The organism is Legionella stuttgartensis (assembly GCF_977063405.2).
In genome coordinates, this window is sequence record NZ_CDRUHA020000011.1 from 321,077 (window position 1) to 346,388 (window position 25,312).

Here is a 25,312-nt window from a genome sequence, read left to right on the forward strand (position 1 = left end):
AAAATTCACTAAGGTTGGGTCAATGACCCAACCTTAGGGTTGGTTGTTATGAAATATAAGCGTGTGACAGTTCTGATAACGCCTGATCGAGTGTTTCAAGGATGAAATTGACCTGCTCTCGATTAATTGTTAAAGGTGGCGCTATTCGGAAGACATTACCAAACTGTCCTCCTTTTCCAACTAAGAGCCCTTTGTCCTTGCAAAGATCCATTAATTGAAATGCTTCATCAGAAGCGGGTACTTTTGTTTGGGGATCTTTGACTAATTCAATTCCCAAAAGTAAACCGCGGCCTCGAACATCGCCGATGAGAGGATATTTCTTTTGTAGCTGGCAGAAACCATCTTTTAACAAGTCTCCCATGGCACGTGCATTTTCAACGAGTTGTTCTTCTTTAATAATTTCCAATGTCAGCTTAGATTGGATCATTTGTAGTGGGTCGCCTGCAAACGTATTAAAATATGTTTTGCCAGTCATTGTTTCCGCAACTTCACTTTTCATAAGCACAGCGCCGACTGGAGCACCATTACCTAAGCCTTTAGCCATGGTCACCATATCAGCATCGATATCTAAGGTTTTTGTGAGTAAGAGATCACCTCCCCCACGACCAGCCCCAGTTTGTACTTCATCACTGATGTATTTGCCACCGTAATTATGAACAATACGGGCCACTTCACTAAAATATTCATCGGGAGGAGTAATAAAGCCACCTACACCCATCACTGGTTCCAGAATAAAGGCTGCGATTTTTCCATGGGTTGAATTCTGAATGGTTGTTTCAACATTTTTTGCACATGATAGATCGCAACTATCGGGTTTTTGATTAAACGGACAGCGATAACAGTAGGGTTCAAGCGCAGAAGTTACGCCGGTGACGGGTTGTGCCTTGAATCGCCATATTGAATGGCCACATGAGGCAAGGGCAGCAGAGGTTCCGCCATGGTAAGAATGACGTACATTCACGACCATAGTTTCTCCTGTCGCATGGCGTGCTGCCATGATTGCCAATTCATTGGCTTCTGAACCGGAATTCGTAAAGGATACTCTATCCATACCATATGGGGCCTCTTCCAACAAGCGTTCGGCAGCTTCAATGGGTGCTTGATTTAAATAAAGAAGACTTGTGTGCTGAGGGACATCATTTTCAAGAGCTTCAATCAGTGCTTTTTTGATTTTAGGATGGTTATGTCCGGCTGAGATGCAAACAATTCCGCCTATGGCATCAAGATAACGTTTTCCTTCTGAGTCCCATACATAAGTGTCTTGGGCTTTGACGAGTTGGATTGGTTCTTTGTGGTAAAATCCTGCGGTAGGTAAAAAATGTTTTTTTCTGAAATTAGTTAATTCTTCGTTTGAACGTAATTGTACTGAATCGTTATTTTCATTCATGAGGGTTGCTTCCTTTTATGTTTATAAAGACTCGAACTCGTAAATAAAGAGCTTTTACAGACTCCTTTTACTTCAAATTCTTGCTGAGTTATTTTGAGATTTACATCTTTTCCAAGTGTTTGTTGAACACTATATTCTTCGAAATTCATATCTTTATCCTTCTCCTGTGTCTATTTTCGCTTAAAAAATGAATATAAATTGGCTCGACGTATCTAGGTTGGAGCCCTATTTTTTAACTTGCATAAACGTCAAATAATTTATCAGTGTTGATATCATCTTGAATATGCAAGATGAATAGATGCCACATTTCTTGGAGAATTAAAAGAGTTCTGTTCAATTTAATTTTGATTATTGAATAAGTACAGTAACTTACTAAAAATATTGAATAATTTTTAATTTCTAGACAAATAGCACAATTGGCAATGTGTTTACAGTTGCAAAATGTTGGTAGTCCTGGGCTAGAGCCTAATGTTTTAAACAAAATATATTCAACTTCAACGTCCAGCGGCTTGTCCTCGGGATCTACGGACTCATAGATAGAGATTATGACTACTTTAGTCATTGGTCAGCAGCTGCTTTAAGACTTGCTATATCCAGTTTATTCATTTTCAATAAAGCATTCATTACTTTTCCTGATGTGGCAGGATTTTGCATTAATTGATCCAAAACTGTTGGAGTCACTTGCCAGGAAACACCGAACTTGTCTTTGAGCCAACCACAAGGTCCTTCTTCACCACCTTTAGAAAGATTTTTCCAGAAGTAATCGATTTCTTCTTGAGTATCACAATTCACGATGAATGAAATGGCTTCATTGAATTTAAAGTGAGGACCGCCATTAAGTGCCATATATTTTTGGCCATTGAGATTAAAAATTACCGTCATAACACTGCCGGCAGGTCTTTTGTGGATTTCAAAGCCTTCTTTTCCATAATAAGAAGTTTTTTCAATATTCCCATTCTTAAAAATAGAAATGTAAAAATTAGCCGCTTCTTCAGCTTGGTTATCAAACCAGAGACAGGGTGTTATTTTTTGCATTAGCTTATATCCTTAAGAACTAATAAATAAAATAAGTATAGTAATTTACTGAATCATGACAAGAAGAACATTCGAATACCATGATTTAAGAGTATTTTGCACCTTATCTAACGTTTGAATTCCCAGCAGTACGTAATGCCTCTTCTGCAGTCGGCGCCGAGTCTTGGGTATCAAAAAAAGTATGTTTTAAAGAGGAAAGCATCCGCGTTGATTGGAGACGTGTTGCAACGGATCGCGCATAGGAGGCATCAGGAGTGAGGTGATGAGTTTTTGAACTATAAGGGGTCATCACACTCAATGCCGCCTGATTATTGTGATTCTTTGCGATCTCGTAAGCGGTTTCTCCGTTGAGGTTTGTGAGCTCGATTTCGGCTCCAGCGTCTAAAAGCAACTTAAATAATGCAGGATTTTTTTGTGTGTATGATGATTGACATGCCAGCATTAATGGTGTCATTTCTTCGGAGTCCTTGATATTCACCTTAATATTACTATCCCGAAGCAACAGTTGAACCACGCTTTCATTTCCATACTCGCAGGAAACACCAAGAGGCGAGCTCCCATTATCACAAGGACTGTTGATATCAATTTTTGGAATATTTTTTAGTTGATTCATAATATGCGAGCGATTGCAGGCCGCAGCATAAAAGAATGCATGTTTTAATTCAGATTGGCTAATTACAGGAAATGTATTATGTAATCTCAGTATTTTCGAAACCGTGTTCCTGTCATCATTTTGAACTCCAATGGCCAGTGCACCATAACCGCGACAATTGCTGATTTGAGCGTTCCTTAAATTGATGGGGTACAACGCATCAAGAGACTTTATTTGCTGGGTTAAATTTCGTTGGCCAGGTTTGGCAATAAAGGAACAATGAAATACTAATTGTTTACTGGTCTCAAAAAGAGATTGATATAATACGGGACAAAGTTCTTCACTTGTTAAAAGTTGATAAGGATAATCCTCACTTTGTTCATATAAGTGGTTGATATCCATGAATAACCATTCATTGTTTTTATACTTTTTAAAACCTACAGTGTGTTCTTCGCTACTACAGACTATTACGACATCATTTTTAGTGAAGAGGAGTTCGTTGAGCTGATATAAAAATTGGGTTACATCTCGAGGAGATGCAAAACTCATTGTTTTGCCAAATAAGTTTTTAACTGTATTTTTAGTTCTGCAGAGATGAAGTTGGATCATTTTGTAGATTGCATCGATATTCGATTGTTGGAGTGCCTGAGCATAGAACTCATAGTAATCATTAGGGGACTGAGCCAGGCATATGGCCTCCAAAAAAGGCCTTATTTCATTCCGTTTTTGTTCTTTTTCAGATAGAGTTTGACTTAATTTTATTTTTTCAGTGATGGCGTATAGGCTATTGGGTAAGGTCTGCTTTTCTCGTTTAATCAGATTTAGGCGATTATAAAATTGATAGTCAAAACCCAATGCTGCTTCTTGAGCCCAGGTTAAGGTAAAACCATGGCACACACCGTCATCGTGTTCATAATTAAATTTATCAAAAAGAGTCAACAAATCTTCGTGTTCTAAAGTATTACCTTGGGATGTATAAGAGGATAAAGTTGGGAGTACTCGATTAAATGCTATGAAATGCTTGTGCACCAGAATTAGTAGAAAGATTAAGATAAGCACGAAGAGAGCGTATATCATTTTACTAATTAGTTAATTCCTTTACCAAATCAAATCATAATCTGTAAATGAAAGCAACTTTATAAAAATAAGAAAATATGGACAAAATGGAACATGGAACTACACTTAATGTATCTAAAGTCTCCTGTTTGAATGGCAAAATAAATGATGGAGTTATTTCTCTCTATATGAGGAAAAACTCCAAATAAGTAAAGTATCACGGAGGATATAATGAGAATTTGGCAATCAATTGTGGTTGGAATTGTACTGCTGCTTTCCTTAAGTCAGTCCAATGCGCAAACGAACATCACCCCACTTACGCCTACTAACAATATCACTAGTTTTCTTCAATTAGTGGCAGCGGTTGAGAGTGGTAATGATGTCCGCGCAATTATTCATTTTGATGACTGTGAAGTGACAGGCTCCGCACTTCAGGATCAAATAAGAAGAAAATTAGAAGGAGCTACAACTCGCTTTAATTTTACTCAGTTTTTTCATGGCAAAGTAAAGATTGAAGATCGCACTTTCGATACTGTCACTACGTCCATGAAAATTTTGATAGAGAGTTCTTCAGGGGAGTTCTTAACGCTTTCTGGTCGCTTAAGTGTTTTTGATGATAATACCGCGACACTGCACGTGGATTTCTTCGACCCAATTCTGCATAAGCAAAAATTAGTTGTCGATTGGTTTTGCGCTATAAGTAATGGAGAAGACAATAATGGCTTGGTGTTATTTAATTTCTCTTAGCCATGAAAAAGTCGGAGGTATCCTCTTCATTCATTTCCTACGCCCCGCGGTTTGTCCCTAAGCGATCCACGCGAAATCTTAAACCCCCACATACCGTGCTTTATGCGCGGTATCCAGAACAACGGTCTATCCTAATCAGAACCTTCTGTGCTGCAATAACATCTTTTGGATACCTCGCATAAAGCGCGGCAAGTAGGGAGTTAAATAGATTCCATTGAATGACCCAATTTTTTTATAAAAAAATTATTTGTTAATCAATCCTTAAGCTTAATTGTTTTACACTGATGAAAAGGCAAGAGGAGATTAACATGTCAAACAAAAAACTCACTGAACGTTTGAACTATGAGCTTGATGAACTAGGTGTTCCAGCCTTAATGACAGAACGAGTTCAAGTATGTTCTAAATTATTTGAATTACCTAAATATAAAATAGAAGCGCTGTTATATGGTGTGGTTGCTCTAGATGCTCCCTCTATGCATAAAATTGCTGATGAGCTTGAAGTTAGTTTTGATTGGCTATTCGGTCAAGCAAAAGAAAAAGCACGACACTAATTACAAAAATCCCGTATTACAAAACATAATACGGGATTTTATTTCACCTTTCTCAACATTCTTTTAAACAATTTGCTGTCTGAGCGAACAGGACAGTTCCGGTTTGACCGATAGGTTTTGTCATACTAATCTGTAATTATCTACTTGATCCAAGGTATACCATGACACGGAATCGTTCCTTTAGTAGAGCATTTTACTCTAGCAATGAATCATTCGTTCGTTCTAGAGTATCTCGAAGTAAATTGGTTCTAATTGTTTTTATCGGACTATTGTTATCATATACCACCATAGCGAGGGCTTTGAATGTAGAACTGAGTGAGACAAGTCCGGCATCACCTGCAGTATTACATCAAGACGAAGCGCTGTATGTTCTTATTCATTATCAAAGTGAGCAGCCATTACGTTTCCAGGCTATAGGAACATATCTTGGAAAGGAGATAAAGGATAATATTCATATGAATCCCTCCCAAGCCTACTCTGTAGGTGAGGGGCAAGCTATTGCTTGGGTATCTTATACTAAGGGGGCAAAAATCGATTCCGTAATGGTCACGGTTTATAATGCCAATTGGCAGCCTTTGGAAACCCAATCCATTTCACTTTCAGCAGTCTGGCAGGAGGATAACAGTACTTTATCGAATCCCAAGGCTCCTTGGGTCAATGAGCTGAATCAGCAACAGCAAGCCAGTGTGAGACCCACAGAATCTCTTTCAACTTGGGATATTCTCTTTGTACAATTACTTTTTTTTTCGATACCCATATACTGGATTTTACAGATAAGATTGTTATGGACATGGTCTGGTAGAAGGAGAACGTATGCTTGCATTCCTTTATTAATTAGCCTTCCTTTGCTTGCTTATACTGTTTTTGCGCTCTTCCTGGGTTCGAATCTTTGGCCATTAATGATGCTTTTTATTACCCCAGTGGCTTTATTAATGTTGATAATCATTTGGGTTATAAAAAAATGAGGTCAAAGAGTTGACCGCAGTACCGCTTTCTTATTCAAACTATATTTTTGTTCAAATATGGGAAAGATGCTTAATGTTTTCGTTTTTCTTAACAAACTAAATATTCGTTAATCAGTTCTTAATCAATCGTATTTTATAATGATAAAAAGTGAATGAGTGTAAGAAGCTTCCTTGCTAGGTCAATTATACGCTCATAGTGTTTTATGAAAGAACAAAAAATGGCTTATAATTAGAAAATTAAGAGGTATGTTTTTTATATTTCTATTCGTTGAGTGAGTAAGTATTAGCTTTTAGTGGTACTCCAAGCAAAGAGGAGAAAATAAATGGCTCTTTCTAAACATGAAATTGAACAATTAGATGATGCTCTTATAAAAATGCAACTGCCAAAGGGAGCCTCGCGATTTTTTGAATCATCCTTCTCATCTGTCATGAACAAACTAAAGGATGAGATTATAAAGGGAGATAATCGGGAAAAAAGAGGGGATCAATATGCAGAGCTTATAATAGAGTTTGAGCTAGCCAAGAAAAAATTTGAGGATGCTGCAAAATCAATAAGAGAAGGAGGTTTTAAAGAAAAAAAGGATGCTGCAAAATCAATAAAAGAAGGAGGTTTTAAAGAAAAAAAGGAGGAATTTGAAAAATCAACAATGCAGTACTATGCCGCTTTAAAAGTTTTTAGTGAGTGCCACCTGGGCATACACAACCAATCAATATCAATGGTAAACTTAGAAAAAGAACATAAAACACTTGCAGGCAATATCACTTCATATAAAAACACATTAGAGGAGGTCGCGTTAGCTATAGCCGATCATCAATTAAGAGATATTGAGGAAGGAGAAGAGGTACGGCTTGAAGAAGTGATTCCCCATGTAAAAAAGGTATACGAACAAGCATATCATGATGAACATAAATCATTTTGGCGTTGGATTAAGATAAATGTATTGAGACAGAGCGATAGAGTTCAAGAAATTGATTTTTTAAATTCCATATCTCAACACCCAGATTGTAATGAATTTATTAGGTTACAAGCGGCACGTTTAGTGCATGATAAGATTATTGCAACTGAAAGATTTGGTAAAAACAGCAAGCTTGCTCAACAACTAGGTGAAGTTACTGAAAAAGGACACGTTTCTTTTGATGAAAATAGCCCTACAAAGCTAGTTACATTTCTGTATGACAATCATCTGGATGATAAAATTCCAGATAGTTTAAAGGAATATTTAAAGCAAAACCGAGAAAAATATGATATAGCTCCCAATGAATATATAACTCATACATCTCTTGTTTAATCTTTAACAAGAGATATCTATTAACCAAGGTGAAGCGGATTTTCAAGGACTCAGTGGGGCTCAATACTGTGACCTGCATGTCTATAATATAATAAGGATGTGCTGATAGAGGTCATCATGAGAGCCCGAGTGTTATTTGAATCGAAAAAATTAGATGAAATAGAGGCTATTTCACCGGATGCGAGGCACGTTAGTGCATATGCTGTATTGTTAAGAGATTTAGTTCATCAACTCGAGAACTATTTTGTTAAAAATGAAAAAACTTTAAAGTCATATACGCTGCAATTCTTTGAACCTCAATCAAAAATATTTAATATAGATAAAAAGTCTTTAAGTGTGATCCTTGAACATTTGGCAGGAGTGATGGATCAACACATAGTATCGTTTATTGAACATGACTTAAAACAATATCGGGAACAAGAATATGGAATTCCTGTAGATGCTGATTATAAAACGATAAACAAACTCATGAGGGAAATCGCATTAAATCGTCGGACGGAAAAAAAACCAATGACAGAAAACGAGGAAAATGCGTATTTTGATGCCTTTTTGAGAGATGAACTTAAAAAATATTATGCACAGCGCAAAGATTTTGCTGAATATTTTGCTCATTATCCTCAAATGGAACAATCGCTTCGTCAAATTCAGCAAGATGCGATACGAAATATCGAGAAAATGCTTCAACGTATTGAACATGATTTCCCAGTACTAGAAAAAGGTTTTTTAAGTACGATGAACGAGCCAAAACTAGTTGGTATTACACCAAGCGGTAGCGATATGCATAAGCAAGGCCAACAAGTTTATTTTTTGACATTTAGAGACAAGGATGAAAAAGAACTTAAAATTGTTTATAAGCCAACCTCTGTTCAAGCCGATGCTATGCTCGTCGGTGATGTGAACAGTCTAAAAAAATTAGATGCAAGTTATGAAGGACATGAGAGTTTAGCAGAAATATTTAATAGGCGTGCATTAGAAACTATCCCAACTTATTTAATCTTACCAAGAACTGACGATCCCGCCTCAAAATCTGTTACTCAGCACTATGGTTATATTGAATTTTTACCCTCACAATCGCATTTGGACCATGATATGGCAACAAAAGTAGGGCGGGCTAAGTTTAGCGAAGCATTATCTTTAGCTGCTCAAGATGAGAATTCTTCTTGTATTTTGAGGACAGAAAAGGAAGCTCAACAATTTTCATACATCATGGGAATGACTGTTCTATTAGTTCAGTCTGTTTCTGGCTCTGATTTTCATCATGAAAATTTGATTATTTCTCGAAAAAAACCCACCATTATTGATGCAGAGTGTATTTTTAATCCGCTTGTAACTCCGACATTTTCGGGTTGTTCTTTTCTTTTTCAGCCACTACAAGGCCCTTTAACAGGAGCAATCTCTCCATTTTCAATGAACTGCGAGACCTATTATTATCATAGTGATATTAATAATAAAGTTGAAGGAGCGCGCGAGTTTACGGCAAAAAATCGTGCGTATTATTATGATGCGGATACACAACAATTAACTTCCTATGCTGTAAATCAAGAATCTTTTATGGCCGGTTATCGGCATGGTTTAAATGTTATTACCGAAGATAATGATTTTTTAAAATGGTTTGATCAAGACAAAGTGAGAGAGATGTGTATACGTGTTATTCCTTTTGCAACCCAAGATTTTGGAAGACAAAATATTGAATATTGTAGCCAAAACTTTTCTTATGAATCATTTAAGGAATATGCTGAGAAGAAGTTAAAAGTAGGTTTACAGACCTATCAAGATGATTTAAGTCAGTATGAGAAAATTCAATCTCAAAAAAAAGATAAGGGAGATAGGGAAGAAAAATGTGAAGATAAGATATCAAGATATTTGCCAGTAATGCCTTTACCTAAGGCAGTTATCTATGCTGGTGAGAATAATTATAACCAAGAGCTATTAAACGAAGCGGCCTCTGCTTCAATTCCTTATTATTGTACACGTGCTGATGATCGGCAACTTTATGACTTTAATGGTAAACCAATTTTTATTCCGTTAAATTTCTTTATGGCGAGAGAGGAAGTGTTCAATCAAGAGTATGGTGACGGTACCAGCATCGATCCAAATGCTTTTTTTATGAAATCACCATTAGATTTGGCACGAGAAAGAGCAACTGCAATCGTAAGTAATCCGGAGCTAAGAGAGTTAATGTGTGAAGATGCCCAAAATAATCTGGCTTTATTGCATGCTGGTTTAGAATATCACATCCAATTAGAAGCAGAATATGTAGTTTCGATGACTGTACAACCACAAGTAACTGTGAAAAACTTTTAGTAGGAGGATAATAAATCCTACTGTTAATTTTTAAAAATATTAGCGGAACTGCCCATTTACCTTAATTCTTTTAAGTAAAACCGCCATTGTATAAAAAATACCTAGAATTTAAAATGAATTATCCTGGATTCATAGTCATTTAAACGGACTTAAAACTAGTTTTCATTAAGTATTTTTTCAATAAAAAACCATTGCTTTGAACTGCTAATAATAAAGGAATATGAAATGTCAGAAAAAATAAAAGGAACAGTAAAGTGGTTTAATGAACGCAAAGGTTTTGGATTTATTCAAAGCAATGATCAGGAGTTTTTTGTACATTTTAGTTCCATTCAAGGAGATGGTTTTAAAACACTTCAAGAAGGTGATGCGGTTGTCTTTAAACAAGGTAAAGGACAGAAAGGTCTTTTAGCGGAGGAAGTGCAAGTGGTTTAGTTTATCTATGGCACCTTTATTTTTTTCTTGATAGGCTAAACGTTGTAAAATTAGATAAGTTAATGAAAAACCCACCATTGAAATTCCGCGGGCCATCGTCCGCGGAGCTTCTTGTAAAATCCACATTAATTTTTGTTAAATTGAAACAAAATACATGTATTATCACTGAACTTGCGCTTATGCTTCAATTTCTTCTGGCAAATCAGCATCAACTTTTGCTGAGAATTCGTTTTTCATTGCGTATTTTTTCAAAAGATAAACCACGATTCCATCGATTTGATTGTCTATTTCTTCAAACGTTTCTTTATTTTTACTATCCATAATGACTCCATTCTTTAGGTTACTTCGATGTATTAATCAAGATACAGCGCAACTAAGCTATTATGAAACATTGATACTATACTGGCACATCAGTAAGTCTGTTTGATTATCAAATAAAAATCGATTGAAAATCATTCTAGCGTATTCATTTTCCGGAATAAAGTGTTATTGAATTTCTTAAGCAGCAATTGTTGCCATTTTAAGTTCTATCTACTATTTTTAACATCATTGATCGTACTTATAAAATTAAGGAAAACAGGTATGCGTTGCAAATTGTGAGAAGGGGGCTTGATGTAGAAATGAGCAAGGGTCAACGTGACCGAAGTCCCACTCCTCAGGAGATGCAATTTTATGGTTAGTAGTTTATCTTAAATTTTTGCAACGTTTGTTTTCATATACATCCCTGCTTCAAAATGACCTGGGATATTGCAAGAAAAAACCACTTCATGTTTTGAGCTAGATTGAAACTTCCAAGTCAGTTTTTTGGTTTCGCCTGGGTTAATGGTAATTGTATTTCCATCTTCATGAACCATTCCTGGCATGGCACGCATCATTTTCTGGTGTTCTTTTTGTTCCTCTTCATCCCCTATGGAAAACTCATGGGCGACTTTTCCCGTATTTGTCACTTCAAATGTGATAATCTCACCCTCACGAGGTTCAGGTTTTTCTGAAAACGTAAAGCGCATATCATCTGAAGCCGTTACCTTTATGATTTTGGTTTTTTTTGTTGCCGCCACAGGCTTTCCTATAGAACTTGTTTCATGATGAGTATGTGCATATGCGTTGATATAAATTCCGGTAAGAAGACTCGCCAACGTAATGTTTTTTGCTAATGCTGTTATCATATTTAAGATCCTATATTAATCAATAAATGTCGAATTAAATCCGTTGTGATGATTTAAAGTTGACAGTGTATCATTATGAGGCAATAACGGCATCCCATTTACACAACAAGAAAGCTACTTGGGTAAAGTAAAAACAAACCAGGCCCCTGTTCCATTATGATTTCGTATCGAAAGTTTTCCTTCATGGGCTTCTATGAGATTCTTGCAAATATTAAGACCCAAACCGGTTCCTTGTTTTTTTGTGGTAAAGTAGGAGTTGAAAATTTTACCTATGTGTTCCGGAATTACCCCTTTACCATTATCACGAAAATGAACTTCAACATGCTCTTCTTCATTTTTGGTTTGAATGGTGAGTTCTGGGGTATGATTTGGAATTTCTTGCATTGCTTCAATACTGTTTCGAGTTAAGTTAATAATGATTTGCATTATTTGAATTTTATCCATATTTATCTGAGGCAGATCTTGGTCCAATTCTAAATTGATTTTTAATTTTGAATTAGTTAGTTCATAATCTAAAAAAATGATTGTGTCTTTAATTAGTGAATTCAAATCGGTTAACTCGAGTAAATACACATCTTGATAAATAAAACTTTTCAATCGTTTCATTATCTCACCAGCATGTTTTGCTTGTGTAATAATTTTATTCATTAAGGATAATAAATTAGGATCTAATTGATTTTCTTCAACAAGTTTTTTTATTTGCAAAAGACATGTTTGACTGTATAAAAAAATCGCCGTCAGAGGTTGATTCATTTCATGTGCTAAGGCCGATGCCATTCCCTCCATCGTATTTAATCGAATAGAGTCCACTAATTTTGCTTGTTCCTTCATTTTTAATTTTTTTTGTAAATAAAACTCGGTTAAATCTTTAATTAGCAAAATAATTTCAGTATTTTGGGTAGTGTGGTTGTGGATGGGATTAAAATTTATTTCAAAACAAAAATTAGCTTCAGGTATCCCACAAGGGTTTTCAATTAAAATACTGGTTCCTATTCCTAAAAGCGCTTGATGGCACGCTTGAGTAAACTGCTGTTTATATTCTGTGAAAGCAGAAATAAGCGTTAAGAAATTCATTCCCCGTTCGATTCTTAGGGCAAAAATTTTAGAAAAATAGTTAATAAAAGATGGGGTGACTACTTTAAAATTAAATTCACTGTTTAAAGTAGCTATAGAGTCCGAAACATTTTGCAATAAATTGGTAATGGTCTCAATTGATTGATTTAATTGAACTTGCTGTGACTCTAATTGACGTATATATGTTATATCTCTAAGAAGCAAAAGAATTAACTTATCTTTGGTAAAGAAACATTCGATATTGATATATCTTCGGTTCCCTCCTTTTTGTAATAATTCTACTTCACAAACTTGTTTCACATTTTTTTTGATTAGGCTTTGGACACATTTTTTTAATGTATTTTCGTGAAAAGGATTAATAAAATTTAAGATATTCTGATTTATTAATTGCTTACGGGTGTATTCGAGTAAAAGAGCGCCTTGAAAATTTACAGCATGAATAAGAAAGTTCTCATCGATAGTAAAAAAAGCTGAGGAATTGAAATCATAAAATTCCATAAATTGATTTTTTAATTCATCTATTTCTGTATGGAGGGAGCTTATTTCTTGTTCTTTTTCATTTAACTTATTTCTTTTGAATAGCAGGCGGTCTTGTAAGTGTTTAATTTCTTTTTGAATTTGGGACGACGACTCTTCAATAACCGTTGAATCCATTATAGTTTCCTTTAAAGTCGGATTAAAAAATTCTTCTATTTCCTAGAACACGCGTTCTTAAAAATCCTAAGCTAGTAAGGGAATTCAAATGAATTTGAATTCCACCGATATCTATCTATTTATCTATTTACCCATTTTAAAAAGAACTAATACATAATCCAATAATTTTTGAATTGCTATTTTGCAAGAGAATCATTATCAATCCCTAGCATCCCTTCATAGTAGGTAATTTGTTTGGTGCTAAATTCCTCTAAAAAATGTTTCAATTTATCTTTATCTAACTTTAATTTTGATTTGAAAATATTTTGGGCCAGGATGTTTTCTTTATGTTCATTAAATTTGTTTTTTAAAGTGCTCATTAGCTAAAAGGATCTTAAACTGTTTATCTAAAACCAGGGCGGGAAATGGAGGCGTACTAATGATGTGACCTTCCATTTCTTTAGTAATTTGAAATTCTTTCTCGATTTTTATTTACAGGAATTTTAGAATAACGACTTATTATTTGATCTAATCGACAAATCGAATGAACATGCATTACTATAAGTATTGCTGCAGGAAATTCAGCAGGGAAAGGAGCAATTAAGCTTTGTAAAGCTTGGATCCCGCCAGCAGAACAACCGATTAAAATAGCATAACTTTTATACAATCTGTGCTCCTCCTAAGATGATCCACTATATTTCAAATTTGCTGATTCAAATATAGGGTAAACCTTAGCTCATCGAATGAATTACATAATATTTTTTTTCTTATCAATGTTATATTTTTAAATTGAAAAGCAATTTTGTAACTTATTAAATAACGTGCTTAATTGTTTGATTTAAAATTTTTCCGTTCCTACCTACTCTATAAACTAAATATGGCGACTTATTTCGATGTCTATAAAAAATGGAACAAGTCGCATATGCGCACAAAGAGTAAAATCTTTGAATTACAAGATTTTTTTTAGGGCATGAAATAAATCATTAAGTTCAAAAGGTTTGGGTAAAAAAGTTTCATACGGCATTTTTTCCATTTGTTCCAAATTAGTTTTAGCGGAGGTTATAATTGTTGGGATATTTTTTAGCCGCGGAGATATCTTTTTTTTCTCTCGAAATTCAAAGCCATCGAGAACAGGCATCATAAGATCTAAAAAAATAGCCATCGGCAGAGGATCCTTATCAAGCAGATTTAATGCTTCTTCACCATTTTGAACAGTCATAGTTATGTATCCTGCATATTCTAAAGCCCAAACTAAAGCTTCTTGGACCGCGCAGTTGTCTTCAACCAATAAAATGAATTGCTCTTTTTTTTCTAATTGCATGGATTATAGTAGTAAAGTTAAAAAAATGTGTTGCCGCAGCAATACCTTTAATAAATTAGGTTTGAAGTAAATTATATTCTACTGCAATTGACATATAACTTAGTTCCTCACTTATAGGAGTGCAAAAAAAAATCAATTGAGCTATGTTTTATGTAGGCGAATCGATGATTCTAGCATACATCAGGTTAATTTTTATAAGCTCAGCTAAAGACTTTGATTCCATTTTTCTCATAACATTCGCACGATGGACTTCGACTGTTGATATAGATATATTAAGTTCATAAGCAATCTGTTTATTTAATTTGCCTTCAACAACTAAATCCATAACCTCTTTTTCACGTTTGGTTAAACTATTTATGCGATCGTGAAAATTAGACTGCGATGGAATGGTACTGCTTTTAATTTTTTTAAGACATTTTTGCGTTGTTTCCAATAAACTCTGATGGTTGACCGGTTTTAGAATGAAGTCTTCAGCTCCTGCTTTCATAGCCCGTATTGCCATTGAAATATCACCATAACCCGTGATTACAATCACTGGAAGTGGAGCATTTAATGAGTTCAAATGCTCCAATAATTCTAAACCGCTCATTATTGGCATTCGCACATCGATGATTAAACACCCGGGTTGATTCGTATAATTATCAAGAAAATCCTTAGCATTTTTAAAAGTTTGAACTGAAAGATTAATCGATTCAAATAACCATTGAAATGATTGGCATATCTCAGGATCATCATCAACAATAAAAACAGTTACATTTTTAGAAGGCATATCCATTACCCTTAGTGAGAATTAATTGAAAACAACTTGCATCCATAAACAATTCAGCAAGTAGGTTATCATTATCTTTATTAAGTAAGGTACGACAATAAATTAGTTCGCTTTCAACATCTTCTTCTCTTATTAAAAAATTACTTTTTATTATAATTTTCGCTGCATTTTTTTCTTTATGAGTTTGAATCTCTAATTTTGCTTCAGGAATCTTATTTTTTTCTATGGTATTAATACATTGTTTCAATAAACGAAATAAAACCTGTTTGACCTGAAATTGATTGATATGGAAATCGGAAAAATTTTTTTGGAAGTTCAGGGTTAATTTTATATTGTGTTGTTCTATTTCATAGGAATAAAGAGAAATAATCTCTGTGATAATATTTTGAAGATCAATAGAGTCTTCCAATAATCGTTCTTGCGTTGAAAGCTCTTTCATGAATTCAATTTTACTTTTTAATAACTCAGTATGTTCATTAATTTTTTGCAAGACCCCGAGCATTTGTTTTGGATGTAGGTCATTTTTTTGTAGTCTGAGTTCACAACCGCCAAGATAGGCTTTAATTGCTGTTAATGGTTGATTTAAATCGTGGATCAGGTTTAAAAGCTCTTTCATTTGTGAATTTTTTTGAATTGGTATTTTCATTTTAACTCCCAACAAATATACATTAAATCAAGATAGCTTGATTATCTTGTTTCGATGTGTTGGGAAAACCTAGTTCTTAATCATTTCTTACACAAAGAACGATCATAGTAATCGATGTGATCTTTATAGTTTATTCTGGATAACCCCTAGTGAGATCCATGGCAACGGTTGGATATGAGCGATAACAGGTTTGAAAAGAGGGTCTTTTTAGTGTTTGTGCCTATGATGAATATCTGGAAAATGAGGATGGGAATGATATAAAGGCTTATGTTTATGCCAATGAGTATGAGGTACGCCGGGTGGATCGGTAGGTTGATGTTCATGTTGGTGATGTTCATCGTGAACATGACGATGTTCATGCTCCATTTCTTCATGTTGATGTCCATGAGCGTGAAACTCTGAAACGTGTAACCAAATACCATATCCCATAAAGAGAGACGCAAGAATAAGCTGAATGCTTACTGCTTCGTTTAGAAAGAGAATTGCAAATACTGCTCCAACGAACGGTGCCAGGGAAAAATAAGCCCCTGTTCGCGCAGTACCTATGTAACGTAAGCCTAGGATGAAGAATAATAAACTTAACCCATAACCTAGAAAACCCACTATTCCTGCAAAGAATACAAACACCGATGCAGGAAGAATGGCTCCATAGATCAGAGCAATAGACGTATTAGTCAATCCTGCAACAAGGCATTTAATTATTGCGATTTGCAGAGGATTTGCCGCAGAAATTTTTCGTGTAAAGTTATTATCCATTGCCCAACACAAACAGGCAGCAGCGATCAGTAACGGACCTGAAAAGCTTTGATAATTTAAATTCCCTTTCCAGGACAACATGAAACTTCCAACAACAATCGACAGCATACCTAAAGCGATTTTGCGGTCAACGTGCTCTTTAAAAGCAAACCATGCAATTAAGGCGGTAAATACCGATTCAAGATTTAATAGCAATGAGGCCGATGCAGCAGGAAGTCTCATTAAGCCGATCATCAAAAAAATCGGGCCAAGAATACCCCCAAGGAATACAGCGCTACAAAGCCAAGGTACATCACTATATTTCAGCGATGCCTCTTTTGTTGCTGATTTTGATAAGCAGGATTGAATAAAAAATATAAAGAATAACCCAATAGCAGACCCGAGATAGAGTAATCCCGCTAACAACAATGGATGAATTTTATCTAATAAAAATTTAGCCGCTGGTGTCGCGGCGCCAAATAATACGGCAGAAAGAATGGCATACCAGTATCCTGGATTGGTATTCGTTTTATTGTTCATAATACTAATAATAGCTTATGGTACTTAGCCAATTTTTGTTTCTTAGATTATCTAGGTATCGATATTCCTTTCATTCAAATCCTAATAAAATGCAATGATCTAAAAAGTTTGTGTTTATTGAATCAGTTATAGCAATTAAATGGTATAAAACCAGAGTAAATCAGGTTACACTGAAACAGTATTATGGAATGGAATAATTAAAGGTAAGGGATGCCAGTGGCTATTGGATTACTTGGGGAGGGCAGTTTGAGCAATTGCAATCTGCATCACAACGCTTAGAGCTTGTGGTACCCCGTTACCTTATTAGGTATCTTTTTATTATTATTCATGAGTTTTGGAAATGTTCGTGATGCACTCTTAGTTTTTTCAGGTATTCCTCTTGCGCTCACTGGGGGCGTATTTGCACTATGTATACGAGGGATTCCCTTATCTATTTCTGCCGGGGTGGGGTTTATTGCTTTATCTGGGTGGCTGTTTTAAATGGTCTTGTGATGATTACTTTTATCAATAAGTTGCGGGAGCAGAAAAAGTACTATTTAAAGGATGCAGTATTGGAGGGTTCTTTGGCAAGACTTAGGTCCGTATTAATGACCGCACTGGTTGCCTCCTTGGGGTTTGTACCTATTGCTTTGGCAACGGGCACCGGTTCAGAAGTACAAAGACCTTTAGCAACCGTAGTCATTGGCGGAATTATTTCTTCTACTTTTTTAACACTACTGGTTTTGCCGGGTTTGTATTATGTGTTTCATCAACGCCATAAAAAGAACAAATGAGTTTCACTAGTAAAAGTTCCAGGTCCTTTTTAGCCTGAATTGTGTTTGCAGTTTTTTTTAGGTAATTTATATTTAAATACAATATCTTATCTATGGAAGGTACTATGACCAATCTGATTATTTTGGCAGCGCGCAATCCTACAGTGACTTTTTTTATTTTAGGTTTGTTATTCTCGCTCGCAGGATGGTTGATCCAATCCAGGCCTATGGATAAAGTCAAAATTATTGAAATTATATTTTCCTGGTTTTTGCTGTTTAATATTGGTCTGTCCTTTATATTTAACTTTATCATGCATGTGTTCTTTGGCGATTTTACCGCACAGTTTATTGGCTGGCCACAAAGCCCATTTCAAATGGAGTTGGGGTTTGTAAGCTTGGGAATTGCTATCAATGGGATAATTAGCTTTAGAAGCAACATAGCGTTTCGTGCTGCAACGATTATAGCTCCTGCCGTATTCTTATGGGGGGCTGCAGCTGTGCATCTTTCTCAAATGTTTACTGCCCATAATTTCGAACCAGGTAATGCGGGTACTGTATTTTGGACTGATATTCTAATGCCTGCTCTCGCTTTTCTATTACTCTGGCTGCAATATCGAAATCCTCCTCGTTGGGTGGAGACGAATTGAGCGCAATTCCTCGCTGTTTTTGCTCTATACATTCATTTGACAAAACTACTATATGTACCAAAATTTTATAAATAGCATAGATTATATGGAGGTGCATCATGAGCAAAGTGACACAATTTAAGAAAGGAACCCCAAGTAAAGGTTCGTCCAGTAAAGGATCTTCCGTTCAAATTAATCGCCCACAAAATCCGTTTTTAAGTCTTCAAAATGAAGTGGATAGATTATTTAGCGATTTTAATGATTTTTTTTCTCCATCTCGATTTAATTGGGGAAAATTTGAAAAAATGGATCTTGCTCCTTCAATGGACATTGTTGAAGATAAAGAGCATTTTTGTGTTCAATTAGAAATGCCTGGTATGGATGAAAAAGATATTAAAGTAGCTATATCTGACAACGTGCTCACTATTAGTGGCGAAAAATCCAGTTCGAAAAAAAATGAAGGTAAAAAATATATTTCCCGAGAAATTAGTTTTGGACGATATGAGCGCTCTATTTCTTTACCTTCAACTGTTGATTTGGCTAAAGCGAAGGCAACCTTTAAAAAAGGAATGCTTTGGGTTGATTTACCTAAAAAAACAGAATCTAGAACAGGTTCTCACGATATAAAAGTTGAACAAGCCAAATAGTTTTATAATGGTCCTATAGTAAGGCTATAGGAGCCTAGGTATTATCATCAAGGTAATTATGTCATCCCCGCTTGCGCGGGAATGACAATATAAGGACTTAGGTGACAATAACTTAGGTTGTTTGAGCCATCAAATTTAAACTGTAAACAGTTGAGGAGGCCTAGGGGCCCTGCCTTAACTACTGCAGTTACTCAGGATTTTATCCAAAAAAAACGAACTAAAACGTACAAAATTGTCATGCCTAGAATAGGGATAACGAGAAAGGCAAGAAAGTTATAAAATCCTATTCTATTTTCCGCTGAAGCATTATAAAACTCTTTAAATTTTTTCCAGAGAGACATGAGGCAAAAGACTCCAGTTCTTAATCAGTATATCTTATGAGATTATAGCAAGCATAGCCCGTAAGGAGCAAAGCGGATTACGGGATTACTCAATTAATGATAAGATCTTCCATAGAGAGCAAGATAAAATAAATAAGTATGGGGATGTAATATGATACTTTTTAGCACGGCGTTATTTAACCATAAATTGAAGTTTACTCCGTTATCAGAATGTATGGAGCATTTGTCTCTAGCTGCAACTTGGATAGAAGGTGAGTGGGGATATATTCGCAATAAAGGGGTTGCATTTCGCCAGACGGTTCTTAATGGCTTGAAGGATTATGTATATGTAGGAACCTTGGGTGGTGAACCTGTCGCGCTCTTTGCTATTTTTCCTAAAGAAATGGCGGCGGAGTTTAATAACAAGAAATTTAAAGCGCCTGCTGTGAGTGAGTTAATGTATGTTTATGTGGACAAACCCTATCGCGGATTAGGATTGGGTAAGCAGATAATTGAGGCGGCGCAAGAAATAGCAAAAGCACAGAAAGCAGAATTTATCATGCTGGATACTTTAAAACCTTCATTAAATCGATTTTATGGGATTGCCAAGGAAAATTCCCAGACCGAAGTTATTGCAGAGAATCAATTATATTCTCATCCTACCGATGTATTAGTAATGAAATTGTAGTAACCAAATATTAATCATTAGTTATACCTGGGTAAAGCAGGGATCTCCAGAAGATCGATATGAGTCAAAATCAGGAGATCCTTCGTCGCAAAGTCCTCAGGATGACGTGGTTGTGAATGCCGCTACGATGATTAAAAATTATAATATAACAACTGGCGAGCTACAGCTCAAAAAGTCAAAATCACCAAGATCGGCGCCAAATTTTGCACTTGCTTGAACCAGGGTATCGGTGATCACTGCTTCCATAATGTCTGTGAGTGACATTTCATCTTTATAGCGTCTCATGGATCTAATGCGTTTTTCCAAATTTTGTCCAGCAACTGTTTGTGGATTGGTGCGGTTCAATTGAAATTGTCCTAGACCAATTTCACTGGTTACCTTATTCAATGCATCTTGATAACCGGCAGTCATACTGGATTTCATCGTCTGTACTAAAGGGGCAACTGTAGAACCTTGTTTTATTAACTGCGCGCATATAGTGGCTAATCTATTGATCTCATTGAGATAACTTTGTTGGTTGCGTAACATTAATATCTTCATGGCCGAAGTTGCTGTAGAACCCACATGGTGTATCTCTACAGTTTCCTCAAAGAGCTCTTCTAAAGAGAATAGGGATTGATTGGCTAAATCATTTTTACCTTGCACAGCAGACTCCAAAAAATAGGATTGAGACGAATGGGTTAATATGAGTAAAACAAATATTTGACCATTATGTGGTGAACTTGCTCAACTGTAAAGGCTTTTTAAAGCGAGAATACGCTCATGTTTAAGTATAAATAGGTCAGATGACGTGTATCTTTGGGACACTATATTTCATTTCCTGATATAATAGGTCGTTTTAATTTGAAACTGTTTTAGTGAGTAGTTAAATTGATTACCAATCGTATGGAGCTTCGTTCCTATCATACTGAAAGTTGTAGTCATTCCCATGATTTTGCACAATGGGTTCTTCCTCTTTCTGGCTCTATGGAGTTAGAAGCTGGTTATTATTCTGGGGTTGTGGATAATCATGTTGGCGTATTTATTGCGCCTAATGAACGGCATTGTTTTGCTGGGAGTAGGGAAAATCTTTTTTTAGTGATTGATGTGCCTACCCAAAACCATCTGCTCGAAGAACGCGGATCGCATGCTTTTGATTTAACTGCGAACATTAAAAAACTCATATATTTTACCCATCATTATTTGGCAGATCATGAAGGGGATATTTTTGCTGATTCTTTAATTAATCAACTACTAATTCATTTTGCCACTAAATCGTGCTCTCCTGAGTTGGATCACGTTGCGATTAAGGCAAAAAACTGGATTGATTTAAATTTCGCCAATCCAGTTGATGTAAGTAACGTGGCACAATACTGCTATCTAAGCGTAAGCCAATTGCAACGCCGATTTAAACTTGCTCTAGGATGTAGTATGGGAGAGTATTGGCGATTTAAAAAATTACACCATGCTCAGAAATTACTGTCCTCTAAAGATTGTTCTATTGAGGCCATAGCTTTAGCCGTAGGTTATGAAAATGTGTCTGCGTTTAGTCGACGATTCAGTAACGTATTTGGTGATTCTCCGTCACAATGGAGAATAAAGGCGTTATCAGCACATAAAATGCGTGAAATGGATAATTCAAATTAAGTTCAAAATTGATAAGCTATGAATTCGTTTCATGTGTCCTTCAATGAAGTAATTTATTATGAATAAATCCAGTGCTTCTTTTTTACAGGGTATGTTTTTCCTTATCTTGGCTCAAATTATGGTAGGGGTAAATATTGTTTTTTCCAAGTACGTCCTCTCTTCAATTCCAGTCTTAGTTATATTAACACTTCGCTTTACTTTGGCGGCGATCATTTTATTTCCTTTGCACTGGTTTACAGCAGCTAAAACTAAACCGGTTGGTTATTATTTTTCGCGTTTGACACGCAAAGATTGGTGTTTTATTGCGGCGCAGGCAGTCTCTGCAGGGGTATTGTTTAATTTCCTTATTCTATGGGGATTAAATGCTACGGATGCAAATGTGGCAGGTATTATTACCAGTGCGTTGCCTGCGATAATTGCGATTATGTCCTGGATTATTCTTGGTGAGAAAATTTCTGGTAAGAAAGCCATTTGTGTAGGGTTTGCCACACTGGGATTAATTGTGATTGCATGTGATAAGCTTGCTGGGATGCGAGTGAATCATTCTTTTAAAGGGGATGCACTTGTTTTAATTTCTCTTTTGCCTGAAGCAACCTATTATATTTTAAGTAAAATGCATGCGAATACGTTGCCAGTCTTTTTAATTTCTTCATTGCTGAATGCAATCAATGCCGTTTTATTATTGTTTTGTTTGAGTTTTAGTTCGTGGGTCGATTTAACCATTCATCCTGTAGATTGGCTTATTTTGATCATTTTAGGTTTAAGTTCGGGTTTGTTTTATGTTTTTTGGAATTTTGGTTGTCAAAAAGTAGATGGAGTAATGGCTTCCTTATCTACGGCGGTGATGCCCTTGGCTACAGTACTTATTGCCTGGATGCTGCTTGGTGAGCGTTTGACCTCTGGACAATCTATAGGGATGGGAATGGTTATTCTATCTATTGGGGTATATGCAAAGCGTTAGGCTAGTGAGGGTGATTTACTTTGCAACATCTCCTCCAACCACGTTATGATTTACAATGCTAATTTTTTAAGTTTGATTATTATGCCTCATTTGATTTTAGAATTAAGCAATAATATTAAGTCTCGGCCTTTAAATCAGTTATTTGATAAATTACACCATATGCTTGCAGAAAAACTCCCTACTCAATTATCAAATTGTAGGGGCAGATGTATTATGCATCCCTTGTTTTTTATTGGCGATCAAAGTGCAGAAAATGCATTTGTACATTTAACTCTGAAAATACTTCCGGGAAGAGATGATGCGAAGAAGAAAAACATTGCTAAAAAGCTTTTTGATTTGTTAGAAGATTTTTTTAAAACAGAAGAAAATAAATTAAATATCATGTTTTCGGTAGAAATTTTGGATTTGGATCATCATTATTTCAAAGGTTAAAGTATCTTTCTCCTGAACTAGGGTTCGCTAATTCAGGTCATTCTCAAGCAAATAAGAACGGGATTCTAATGAGTGCGCAAAAAACATGGGAGCATTTCTCTCACGAATCAGATATAGGGGTGAGAGGCTACGGTTCTACTTTATCCTCCGCTTTTGCCATGGGGGCTTTAGCTCTGACCAACGTGATTACTAACGCACAATTGGTCCAACCTGCCAAGACCTTGCATATAACGTGTGAGGCTCCAAGCGAGGAGATTTTATTCGTCGACTGGTTAAATGCCATTATTTATAAAATGGCAGTTCATAATATGCTCTTTAGTCAGTTCGATGTCTCCATTAGGGATTTGCAGTTAACTGCTATAATTGCAGGAGAGTCAGTAGATATCAAACGGCATCAACCTGCAGTAGAAGTCAAAGGTGCTACGTTCACCGAATTAAAAGTGTATCACAGCAATAATTCTTGGGTCGCACAATGTGTAGTTGATGTGTAAAACTTAAATTCATTTTCAATAGGCCCTTAGGAATTAAGGTGGGAAGCTAATGGACTTAAATCTGTTAGAAAAAATAAGTGATGTTGAGTGGCGAATTCCCAAACATGGGAACATGCGTGTGCCTGGGATTATTTTTGCTTCAGAAGAGTTGATCCGCAATATGGATATGAAAGTCTATGAACAAGTTACCAATGTAGCGACTTTACCAGGCATTGTTCGTGGCTCTTATGCGATGCCTGATGCCCATTGGGGGTATGGATTCCCAATTGGGGGTGTTGCAGCATTTGATCCAGATAATGACGGCGTGGTCTCTGCTGGTGGTGTTGGTTTTGATATTTCTTGTGGCGTAAGACTTTTATCTACAGGTCTTAAACGCGAAGAATTTGAACCTTACAAGGAGCAACTGGCCGATGCGCTTTTTGCCCATATTCCTGCAGGTGTAGGTAGCAAAAGTCGTATTAATCTAACGATGAAGCAAATGGATGATATGCTGCGTGGGGGCGCTGTTTGGGCTGTCAAGCAAGGATATGGTGAACGTGAAGATTTGGAACGAATTGAAGATAATGGTCGAGTAGAAGGGGCGTTACCCGAACATGTTTCAGAACATGCCAAAAAGAGACAAAAAAGTGAAATGGGTACTTTAGGCTCAGGAAATCATTATTTAGAAATTCAAGAGGTACGTACCATATATTGTGAAAAAACAGCTGCCGCATTTGGTTTAGCCAAAGGAGACGTGGTAGTAAGTATCCATTGTGGTTCTCGGGGCTTAGGCCATCAAATTGGAACTGATTTTCTGCGTTCCATGTTAATTAATGCACAACAACATGGTATTCAACTCATTGATCGGGAATTAGCCTGCGCGCCAATTCGTTCACCAATGGGTGAGCGTTATTTAGGCGCGATGCGCTCAGCAATTAATTGTGCTCTGGCAAATCGTGAAATTATTACTCATTTTATGCGTGAGGTTTTTCAGAATGAGATGCCAGGAACGAAAATAAAACTCATCTATGATGTATCGCATAACACCTGTAAGGAAGAAATGCATGAGGTAGGGGGTAAAATGATGCGTTTATTTGTTCATCGCAAAGGAGCAACGCGAGCTTTTGGTCCGCAACACCCCCAATTAACCGAGGCCTTTAGCCATGTAGGCCAACCGGTGATTATTGGTGGCAGTATGGGAACTTCATCTTATGTTCTTGTTGGAACAGCAAGTGCTGAACATAAATCGTTCGGGTCTGCTTGTCATGGTGCAGGACGGGCGATGAGTCGACATCAAGCAACCAAACAATGGCGGGGTAGTGAAATCATTGAGCGATTAGCACAACAAGGCATTCTAATTCGCAGTAGTTCTTATCGTGGTGTCGCAGAGGAAGCTCCTGGGGCGTACAAAAATGTTGATTTTGTTGTTGATTCGGCCCAGGCATCGGGATTAACAAAAAAAGTCGCTAAGCTTATACCCATTGTTTGTGTTAAAGGATAGGAACTTATTATTGAATTTTTCTGCACTCATCAAACACTATAAGTTAT

28 protein-coding genes and 1 pseudogene are annotated in these 25,312 nt (G+C 36.2%); 15 read left to right on the forward strand and 14 right to left on the reverse strand.

The window, feature by feature from the left end; translation table 11 throughout:
* Positions 1-46 precede the first annotated feature (46 nt).
* The 4 genes from ACWTEW_RS03720 to ankG all read right to left on the reverse strand — a co-directional run bounded on the left by ACWTEW_RS03720 (position 47) and on the right by ankG (position 4,091).
* Positions 47-1,387 (reverse strand): aspartate aminotransferase family protein, encoded by a 1,341-nt coding sequence (locus ACWTEW_RS03720; protein WP_454780417.1) that lies wholly within the window; start codon positions 1,385-1,387, stop codon positions 47-49.
* Complete coding sequence (locus ACWTEW_RS03725) at positions 1,384-1,536, reverse strand: hypothetical protein (protein WP_454780418.1); 153 nt, start codon at positions 1,534-1,536, stop codon at positions 1,384-1,386. The genes ACWTEW_RS03720 and ACWTEW_RS03725 overlap by 4 nt, the downstream gene beginning before the upstream one ends.
* Before the next feature lie 409 nt (positions 1,537-1,945).
* The gene (locus ACWTEW_RS03730; protein ID WP_454780419.1) at positions 1,946-2,422 is read right to left on the reverse strand and encodes a VOC family protein; all 477 of its coding nucleotides are present in this window, start codon (positions 2,420-2,422) and stop codon (positions 1,946-1,948) included.
* A gap of 103 nt (positions 2,423-2,525) precedes the next feature.
* Entirely contained in the window at positions 2,526-4,091 is a 1,566-nt protein-coding gene (gene ankG / locus ACWTEW_RS03735; protein WP_454780420.1) for a Dot/Icm T4SS effector AnkG/AnkZ/LegA7, read from the reverse strand.
* Positions 4,092-4,301: 210 nt separating this feature from the next.
* On the opposite strand from ankG, the gene ACWTEW_RS03740 reads away from it, so the two are divergent.
* From ACWTEW_RS03740 to ACWTEW_RS03765, 6 genes are all read left to right on the forward strand, one after another.
* Positions 4,302-4,817 carry a hypothetical protein gene (locus ACWTEW_RS03740; RefSeq protein WP_454780421.1) on the forward strand — a complete coding sequence of 172 codons (516 nt, stop codon included), beginning with the start codon at positions 4,302-4,304 and terminating at the stop codon, positions 4,815-4,817.
* A gap of 308 nt (positions 4,818-5,125) precedes the next feature.
* Positions 5,126-5,368 (forward strand): hypothetical protein, encoded by a 243-nt coding sequence (locus tag ACWTEW_RS03745; protein ID WP_454780422.1) that lies wholly within the window; start codon positions 5,126-5,128, stop codon positions 5,366-5,368.
* A 161-nt stretch (positions 5,369-5,529) separates the two neighbouring features.
* Positions 5,530-6,333, forward strand: coding sequence for a hypothetical protein (locus ACWTEW_RS03750; RefSeq protein ID WP_454780423.1), 804 nt, complete (start codon positions 5,530-5,532; stop codon positions 6,331-6,333).
* Positions 6,334-6,656: 323 nt separating this feature from the next.
* The gene (locus ACWTEW_RS03755) at positions 6,657-7,622 is read left to right on the forward strand and encodes a hypothetical protein (protein WP_454780424.1); all 966 of its coding nucleotides are present in this window, start codon (positions 6,657-6,659) and stop codon (positions 7,620-7,622) included.
* A gap of 117 nt (positions 7,623-7,739) precedes the next feature.
* Positions 7,740-9,926, forward strand: a complete 2,187-nt coding sequence (locus ACWTEW_RS03760) for a DUF4135 domain-containing protein (protein WP_454780425.1) — start codon at positions 7,740-7,742, stop codon at positions 9,924-9,926.
* A gap of 225 nt (positions 9,927-10,151) precedes the next feature.
* Complete coding sequence (locus ACWTEW_RS03765) at positions 10,152-10,358, forward strand: cold-shock protein (RefSeq protein ID WP_454780426.1); 207 nt, start codon at positions 10,152-10,154, stop codon at positions 10,356-10,358.
* Positions 10,359-10,535: 177 nt separating this feature from the next.
* Here ACWTEW_RS03765 and ACWTEW_RS03770 read toward each other — a convergent pair whose 3' ends face one another.
* The 9 genes from ACWTEW_RS03770 to ACWTEW_RS03810 form a co-directional block, all read right to left on the reverse strand.
* On the reverse strand, positions 10,536-10,679 hold the full coding sequence (locus tag ACWTEW_RS03770) for a hypothetical protein (protein WP_454780427.1): 144 nt from the start codon (positions 10,677-10,679) through the stop codon (positions 10,536-10,538).
* A 368-nt stretch (positions 10,680-11,047) separates the two neighbouring features.
* Positions 11,048-11,524 carry a cupredoxin domain-containing protein gene (locus ACWTEW_RS03775; protein ID WP_454780428.1) on the reverse strand — a complete coding sequence of 159 codons (477 nt, stop codon included), beginning with the start codon at positions 11,522-11,524 and terminating at the stop codon, positions 11,048-11,050.
* Between the two features lie 114 nt (positions 11,525-11,638).
* Positions 11,639-13,252: a PAS domain-containing sensor histidine kinase gene (locus ACWTEW_RS03780; RefSeq protein WP_454780429.1), complete on the reverse strand. Its 1,614-nt coding sequence runs from the start codon at positions 13,250-13,252 to the stop codon at positions 11,639-11,641.
* 176 nt (positions 13,253-13,428) lie between these two features.
* Positions 13,429-13,611: a hypothetical protein gene (locus ACWTEW_RS03785; RefSeq protein WP_454780430.1), complete on the reverse strand. Its 183-nt coding sequence runs from the start codon at positions 13,609-13,611 to the stop codon at positions 13,429-13,431.
* Between the two features lie 80 nt (positions 13,612-13,691).
* Positions 13,692-13,898, reverse strand: coding sequence for a chemotaxis protein CheB (locus tag ACWTEW_RS03790; RefSeq protein WP_454780431.1), 207 nt, complete (start codon positions 13,896-13,898; stop codon positions 13,692-13,694).
* 282 nt (positions 13,899-14,180) lie between these two features.
* Positions 14,181-14,552, reverse strand: a complete 372-nt coding sequence (locus ACWTEW_RS03795; RefSeq protein ID WP_454780432.1) for a response regulator — start codon at positions 14,550-14,552, stop codon at positions 14,181-14,183.
* Between the two features lie 148 nt (positions 14,553-14,700).
* Complete coding sequence (locus ACWTEW_RS03800; protein WP_454780433.1) at positions 14,701-15,321, reverse strand: response regulator transcription factor; 621 nt, start codon at positions 15,319-15,321, stop codon at positions 14,701-14,703.
* A complete protein-coding gene (locus tag ACWTEW_RS03805; RefSeq protein ID WP_454780434.1) occupies positions 15,311-15,967 on the reverse strand; it encodes a sensor histidine kinase in 657 nt (218 codons plus the stop codon). The genes ACWTEW_RS03800 and ACWTEW_RS03805 overlap by 11 nt, the downstream gene beginning before the upstream one ends.
* 207 nt (positions 15,968-16,174) lie before the next feature.
* Positions 16,175-17,242 (reverse strand): DMT family transporter, encoded by a 1,068-nt coding sequence (locus ACWTEW_RS03810; protein ID WP_454780435.1) that lies wholly within the window; start codon positions 17,240-17,242, stop codon positions 16,175-16,177.
* A gap of 327 nt (positions 17,243-17,569) precedes the next feature.
* Here ACWTEW_RS03810 and ACWTEW_RS03815 point away from each other — a divergent pair.
* The 4 genes and pseudogenes from ACWTEW_RS03815 to ACWTEW_RS03830 all read left to right on the forward strand — a co-directional run bounded on the left by ACWTEW_RS03815 (position 17,570) and on the right by ACWTEW_RS03830 (position 20,275).
* A pseudogene (locus ACWTEW_RS03815) lies at positions 17,570-18,015 on the forward strand (efflux RND transporter permease subunit).
* Between the two features lie 104 nt (positions 18,016-18,119).
* The gene (locus tag ACWTEW_RS03820) at positions 18,120-18,641 is read left to right on the forward strand and encodes a DUF6790 family protein (protein WP_454780436.1); all 522 of its coding nucleotides are present in this window, start codon (positions 18,120-18,122) and stop codon (positions 18,639-18,641) included.
* Between the two features lie 98 nt (positions 18,642-18,739).
* Complete coding sequence (locus tag ACWTEW_RS03825) at positions 18,740-19,267, forward strand: Hsp20/alpha crystallin family protein (protein ID WP_454780437.1); 528 nt, start codon at positions 18,740-18,742, stop codon at positions 19,265-19,267.
* Between the two features lie 492 nt (positions 19,268-19,759).
* The gene (locus tag ACWTEW_RS03830; RefSeq protein ID WP_454780438.1) at positions 19,760-20,275 is read left to right on the forward strand and encodes a GNAT family N-acetyltransferase; all 516 of its coding nucleotides are present in this window, start codon (positions 19,760-19,762) and stop codon (positions 20,273-20,275) included.
* 138 nt (positions 20,276-20,413) lie between these two features.
* On the opposite strand, the gene ACWTEW_RS03835 is transcribed toward ACWTEW_RS03830, so the two are convergent.
* Positions 20,414-20,920 carry a hypothetical protein gene (locus ACWTEW_RS03835; RefSeq protein ID WP_454780439.1) on the reverse strand — a complete coding sequence of 169 codons (507 nt, stop codon included), beginning with the start codon at positions 20,918-20,920 and terminating at the stop codon, positions 20,414-20,416.
* Positions 20,921-21,160: 240 nt separating this feature from the next.
* Between ACWTEW_RS03835 and ACWTEW_RS03840 the strand changes: the two genes are divergently transcribed.
* The 5 genes from ACWTEW_RS03840 (at position 21,161) to ACWTEW_RS03860 (ending at position 25,265) form a co-directional block, all read left to right on the forward strand.
* A complete protein-coding gene (locus tag ACWTEW_RS03840) occupies positions 21,161-21,901 on the forward strand; it encodes a helix-turn-helix domain-containing protein (protein ID WP_454780727.1) in 741 nt (246 codons plus the stop codon).
* A 58-nt stretch (positions 21,902-21,959) separates the two neighbouring features.
* Complete coding sequence (locus tag ACWTEW_RS03845; RefSeq protein ID WP_454780440.1) at positions 21,960-22,862, forward strand: DMT family transporter; 903 nt, start codon at positions 21,960-21,962, stop codon at positions 22,860-22,862.
* Positions 22,863-22,943: 81 nt separating this feature from the next.
* Positions 22,944-23,294 carry a 5-carboxymethyl-2-hydroxymuconate Delta-isomerase gene (locus ACWTEW_RS03850; protein ID WP_454780441.1) on the forward strand — a complete coding sequence of 117 codons (351 nt, stop codon included), beginning with the start codon at positions 22,944-22,946 and terminating at the stop codon, positions 23,292-23,294.
* A 68-nt stretch (positions 23,295-23,362) separates the two neighbouring features.
* On the forward strand, positions 23,363-23,785 hold the full coding sequence (locus tag ACWTEW_RS03855) for an archease (protein ID WP_454780442.1): 423 nt from the start codon (positions 23,363-23,365) through the stop codon (positions 23,783-23,785).
* 49 nt (positions 23,786-23,834) lie between these two features.
* Positions 23,835-25,265, forward strand: a complete 1,431-nt coding sequence (locus tag ACWTEW_RS03860) for an RtcB family protein (RefSeq protein WP_454780443.1) — start codon at positions 23,835-23,837, stop codon at positions 25,263-25,265.
* Positions 25,266-25,312: the final 47 nt, after the last annotated feature.

Excerpts from the sequence above, each read along its gene's own strand:
- ACWTEW_RS03755 (WP_454780424.1), top strand. The coding sequence starts at position 6,657 with ATGGCTCTTTCTAAACATGAAATTGAACAATTAGATGATGCTCTTATA.
- ACWTEW_RS03845 (WP_454780440.1), top strand. The coding sequence starts at position 21,960 with ATGAATAAATCCAGTGCTTCTTTTTTACAGGGTATGTTTTTCCTTATC.
- ACWTEW_RS03765 (WP_454780426.1), top strand. The coding sequence starts at position 10,152 with ATGTCAGAAAAAATAAAAGGAACAGTAAAGTGGTTTAATGAACGCAAA.
- ACWTEW_RS03730 (WP_454780419.1), bottom strand. The coding sequence starts at position 2,422 with ATGCAAAAAATAACACCCTGTCTCTGGTTTGATAACCAAGCTGAAGAA.
- ACWTEW_RS03775 (WP_454780428.1), bottom strand. The coding sequence starts at position 11,524 with ATGATAACAGCATTAGCAAAAAACATTACGTTGGCGAGTCTTCTTACC.
- ACWTEW_RS03770 (WP_454780427.1), bottom strand. The coding sequence starts at position 10,679 with ATGGATAGTAAAAATAAAGAAACGTTTGAAGAAATAGACAATCAAATC.
- ACWTEW_RS03805 (WP_454780434.1), bottom strand. The coding sequence starts at position 15,967 with ATGAAAATACCAATTCAAAAAAATTCACAAATGAAAGAGCTTTTAAAC.
- ACWTEW_RS03760 (WP_454780425.1), top strand. The coding sequence starts at position 7,740 with ATGAGAGCCCGAGTGTTATTTGAATCGAAAAAATTAGATGAAATAGAG.
- ACWTEW_RS03840 (WP_454780727.1), top strand. The coding sequence starts at position 21,161 with ATGGAGCTTCGTTCCTATCATACTGAAAGTTGTAGTCATTCCCATGAT.
- ACWTEW_RS03810 (WP_454780435.1), bottom strand. The coding sequence starts at position 17,242 with ATGAACAATAAAACGAATACCAATCCAGGATACTGGTATGCCATTCTT.
- ACWTEW_RS03740 (WP_454780421.1), top strand. The coding sequence starts at position 4,302 with ATGAGAATTTGGCAATCAATTGTGGTTGGAATTGTACTGCTGCTTTCC.
- ankG (WP_454780420.1), bottom strand. The coding sequence starts at position 4,091 with ATGATATACGCTCTCTTCGTGCTTATCTTAATCTTTCTACTAATTCTG.
- ACWTEW_RS03720 (WP_454780417.1), bottom strand. The coding sequence starts at position 1,387 with ATGAATGAAAATAACGATTCAGTACAATTACGTTCAAACGAAGAATTA.
- ACWTEW_RS03825 (WP_454780437.1), top strand. The coding sequence starts at position 18,740 with ATGAGCAAAGTGACACAATTTAAGAAAGGAACCCCAAGTAAAGGTTCG.
- ACWTEW_RS03725 (WP_454780418.1), bottom strand. The coding sequence starts at position 1,536 with ATGAATTTCGAAGAATATAGTGTTCAACAAACACTTGGAAAAGATGTA.
- ACWTEW_RS03830 (WP_454780438.1), top strand. The coding sequence starts at position 19,760 with ATGATACTTTTTAGCACGGCGTTATTTAACCATAAATTGAAGTTTACT.
- ACWTEW_RS03860 (WP_454780443.1), top strand. The coding sequence starts at position 23,835 with ATGGACTTAAATCTGTTAGAAAAAATAAGTGATGTTGAGTGGCGAATT.
- ACWTEW_RS03800 (WP_454780433.1), bottom strand. The coding sequence starts at position 15,321 with ATGCCTTCTAAAAATGTAACTGTTTTTATTGTTGATGATGATCCTGAG.
- ACWTEW_RS03795 (WP_454780432.1), bottom strand. The coding sequence starts at position 14,552 with ATGCAATTAGAAAAAAAAGAGCAATTCATTTTATTGGTTGAAGACAAC.
- ACWTEW_RS03780 (WP_454780429.1), bottom strand. The coding sequence starts at position 13,252 with ATGGATTCAACGGTTATTGAAGAGTCGTCGTCCCAAATTCAAAAAGAA.
- ACWTEW_RS03745 (WP_454780422.1), top strand. The coding sequence starts at position 5,126 with ATGTCAAACAAAAAACTCACTGAACGTTTGAACTATGAGCTTGATGAA.
- ACWTEW_RS03750 (WP_454780423.1), top strand. The coding sequence starts at position 5,530 with ATGACACGGAATCGTTCCTTTAGTAGAGCATTTTACTCTAGCAATGAA.
- ACWTEW_RS03855 (WP_454780442.1), top strand. The coding sequence starts at position 23,363 with ATGAGTGCGCAAAAAACATGGGAGCATTTCTCTCACGAATCAGATATA.
- ACWTEW_RS03785 (WP_454780430.1), bottom strand. The coding sequence starts at position 13,611 with ATGAGCACTTTAAAAAACAAATTTAATGAACATAAAGAAAACATCCTG.
- ACWTEW_RS03820 (WP_454780436.1), top strand. The coding sequence starts at position 18,120 with ATGACCAATCTGATTATTTTGGCAGCGCGCAATCCTACAGTGACTTTT.
- ACWTEW_RS03850 (WP_454780441.1), top strand. The coding sequence starts at position 22,944 with ATGCCTCATTTGATTTTAGAATTAAGCAATAATATTAAGTCTCGGCCT.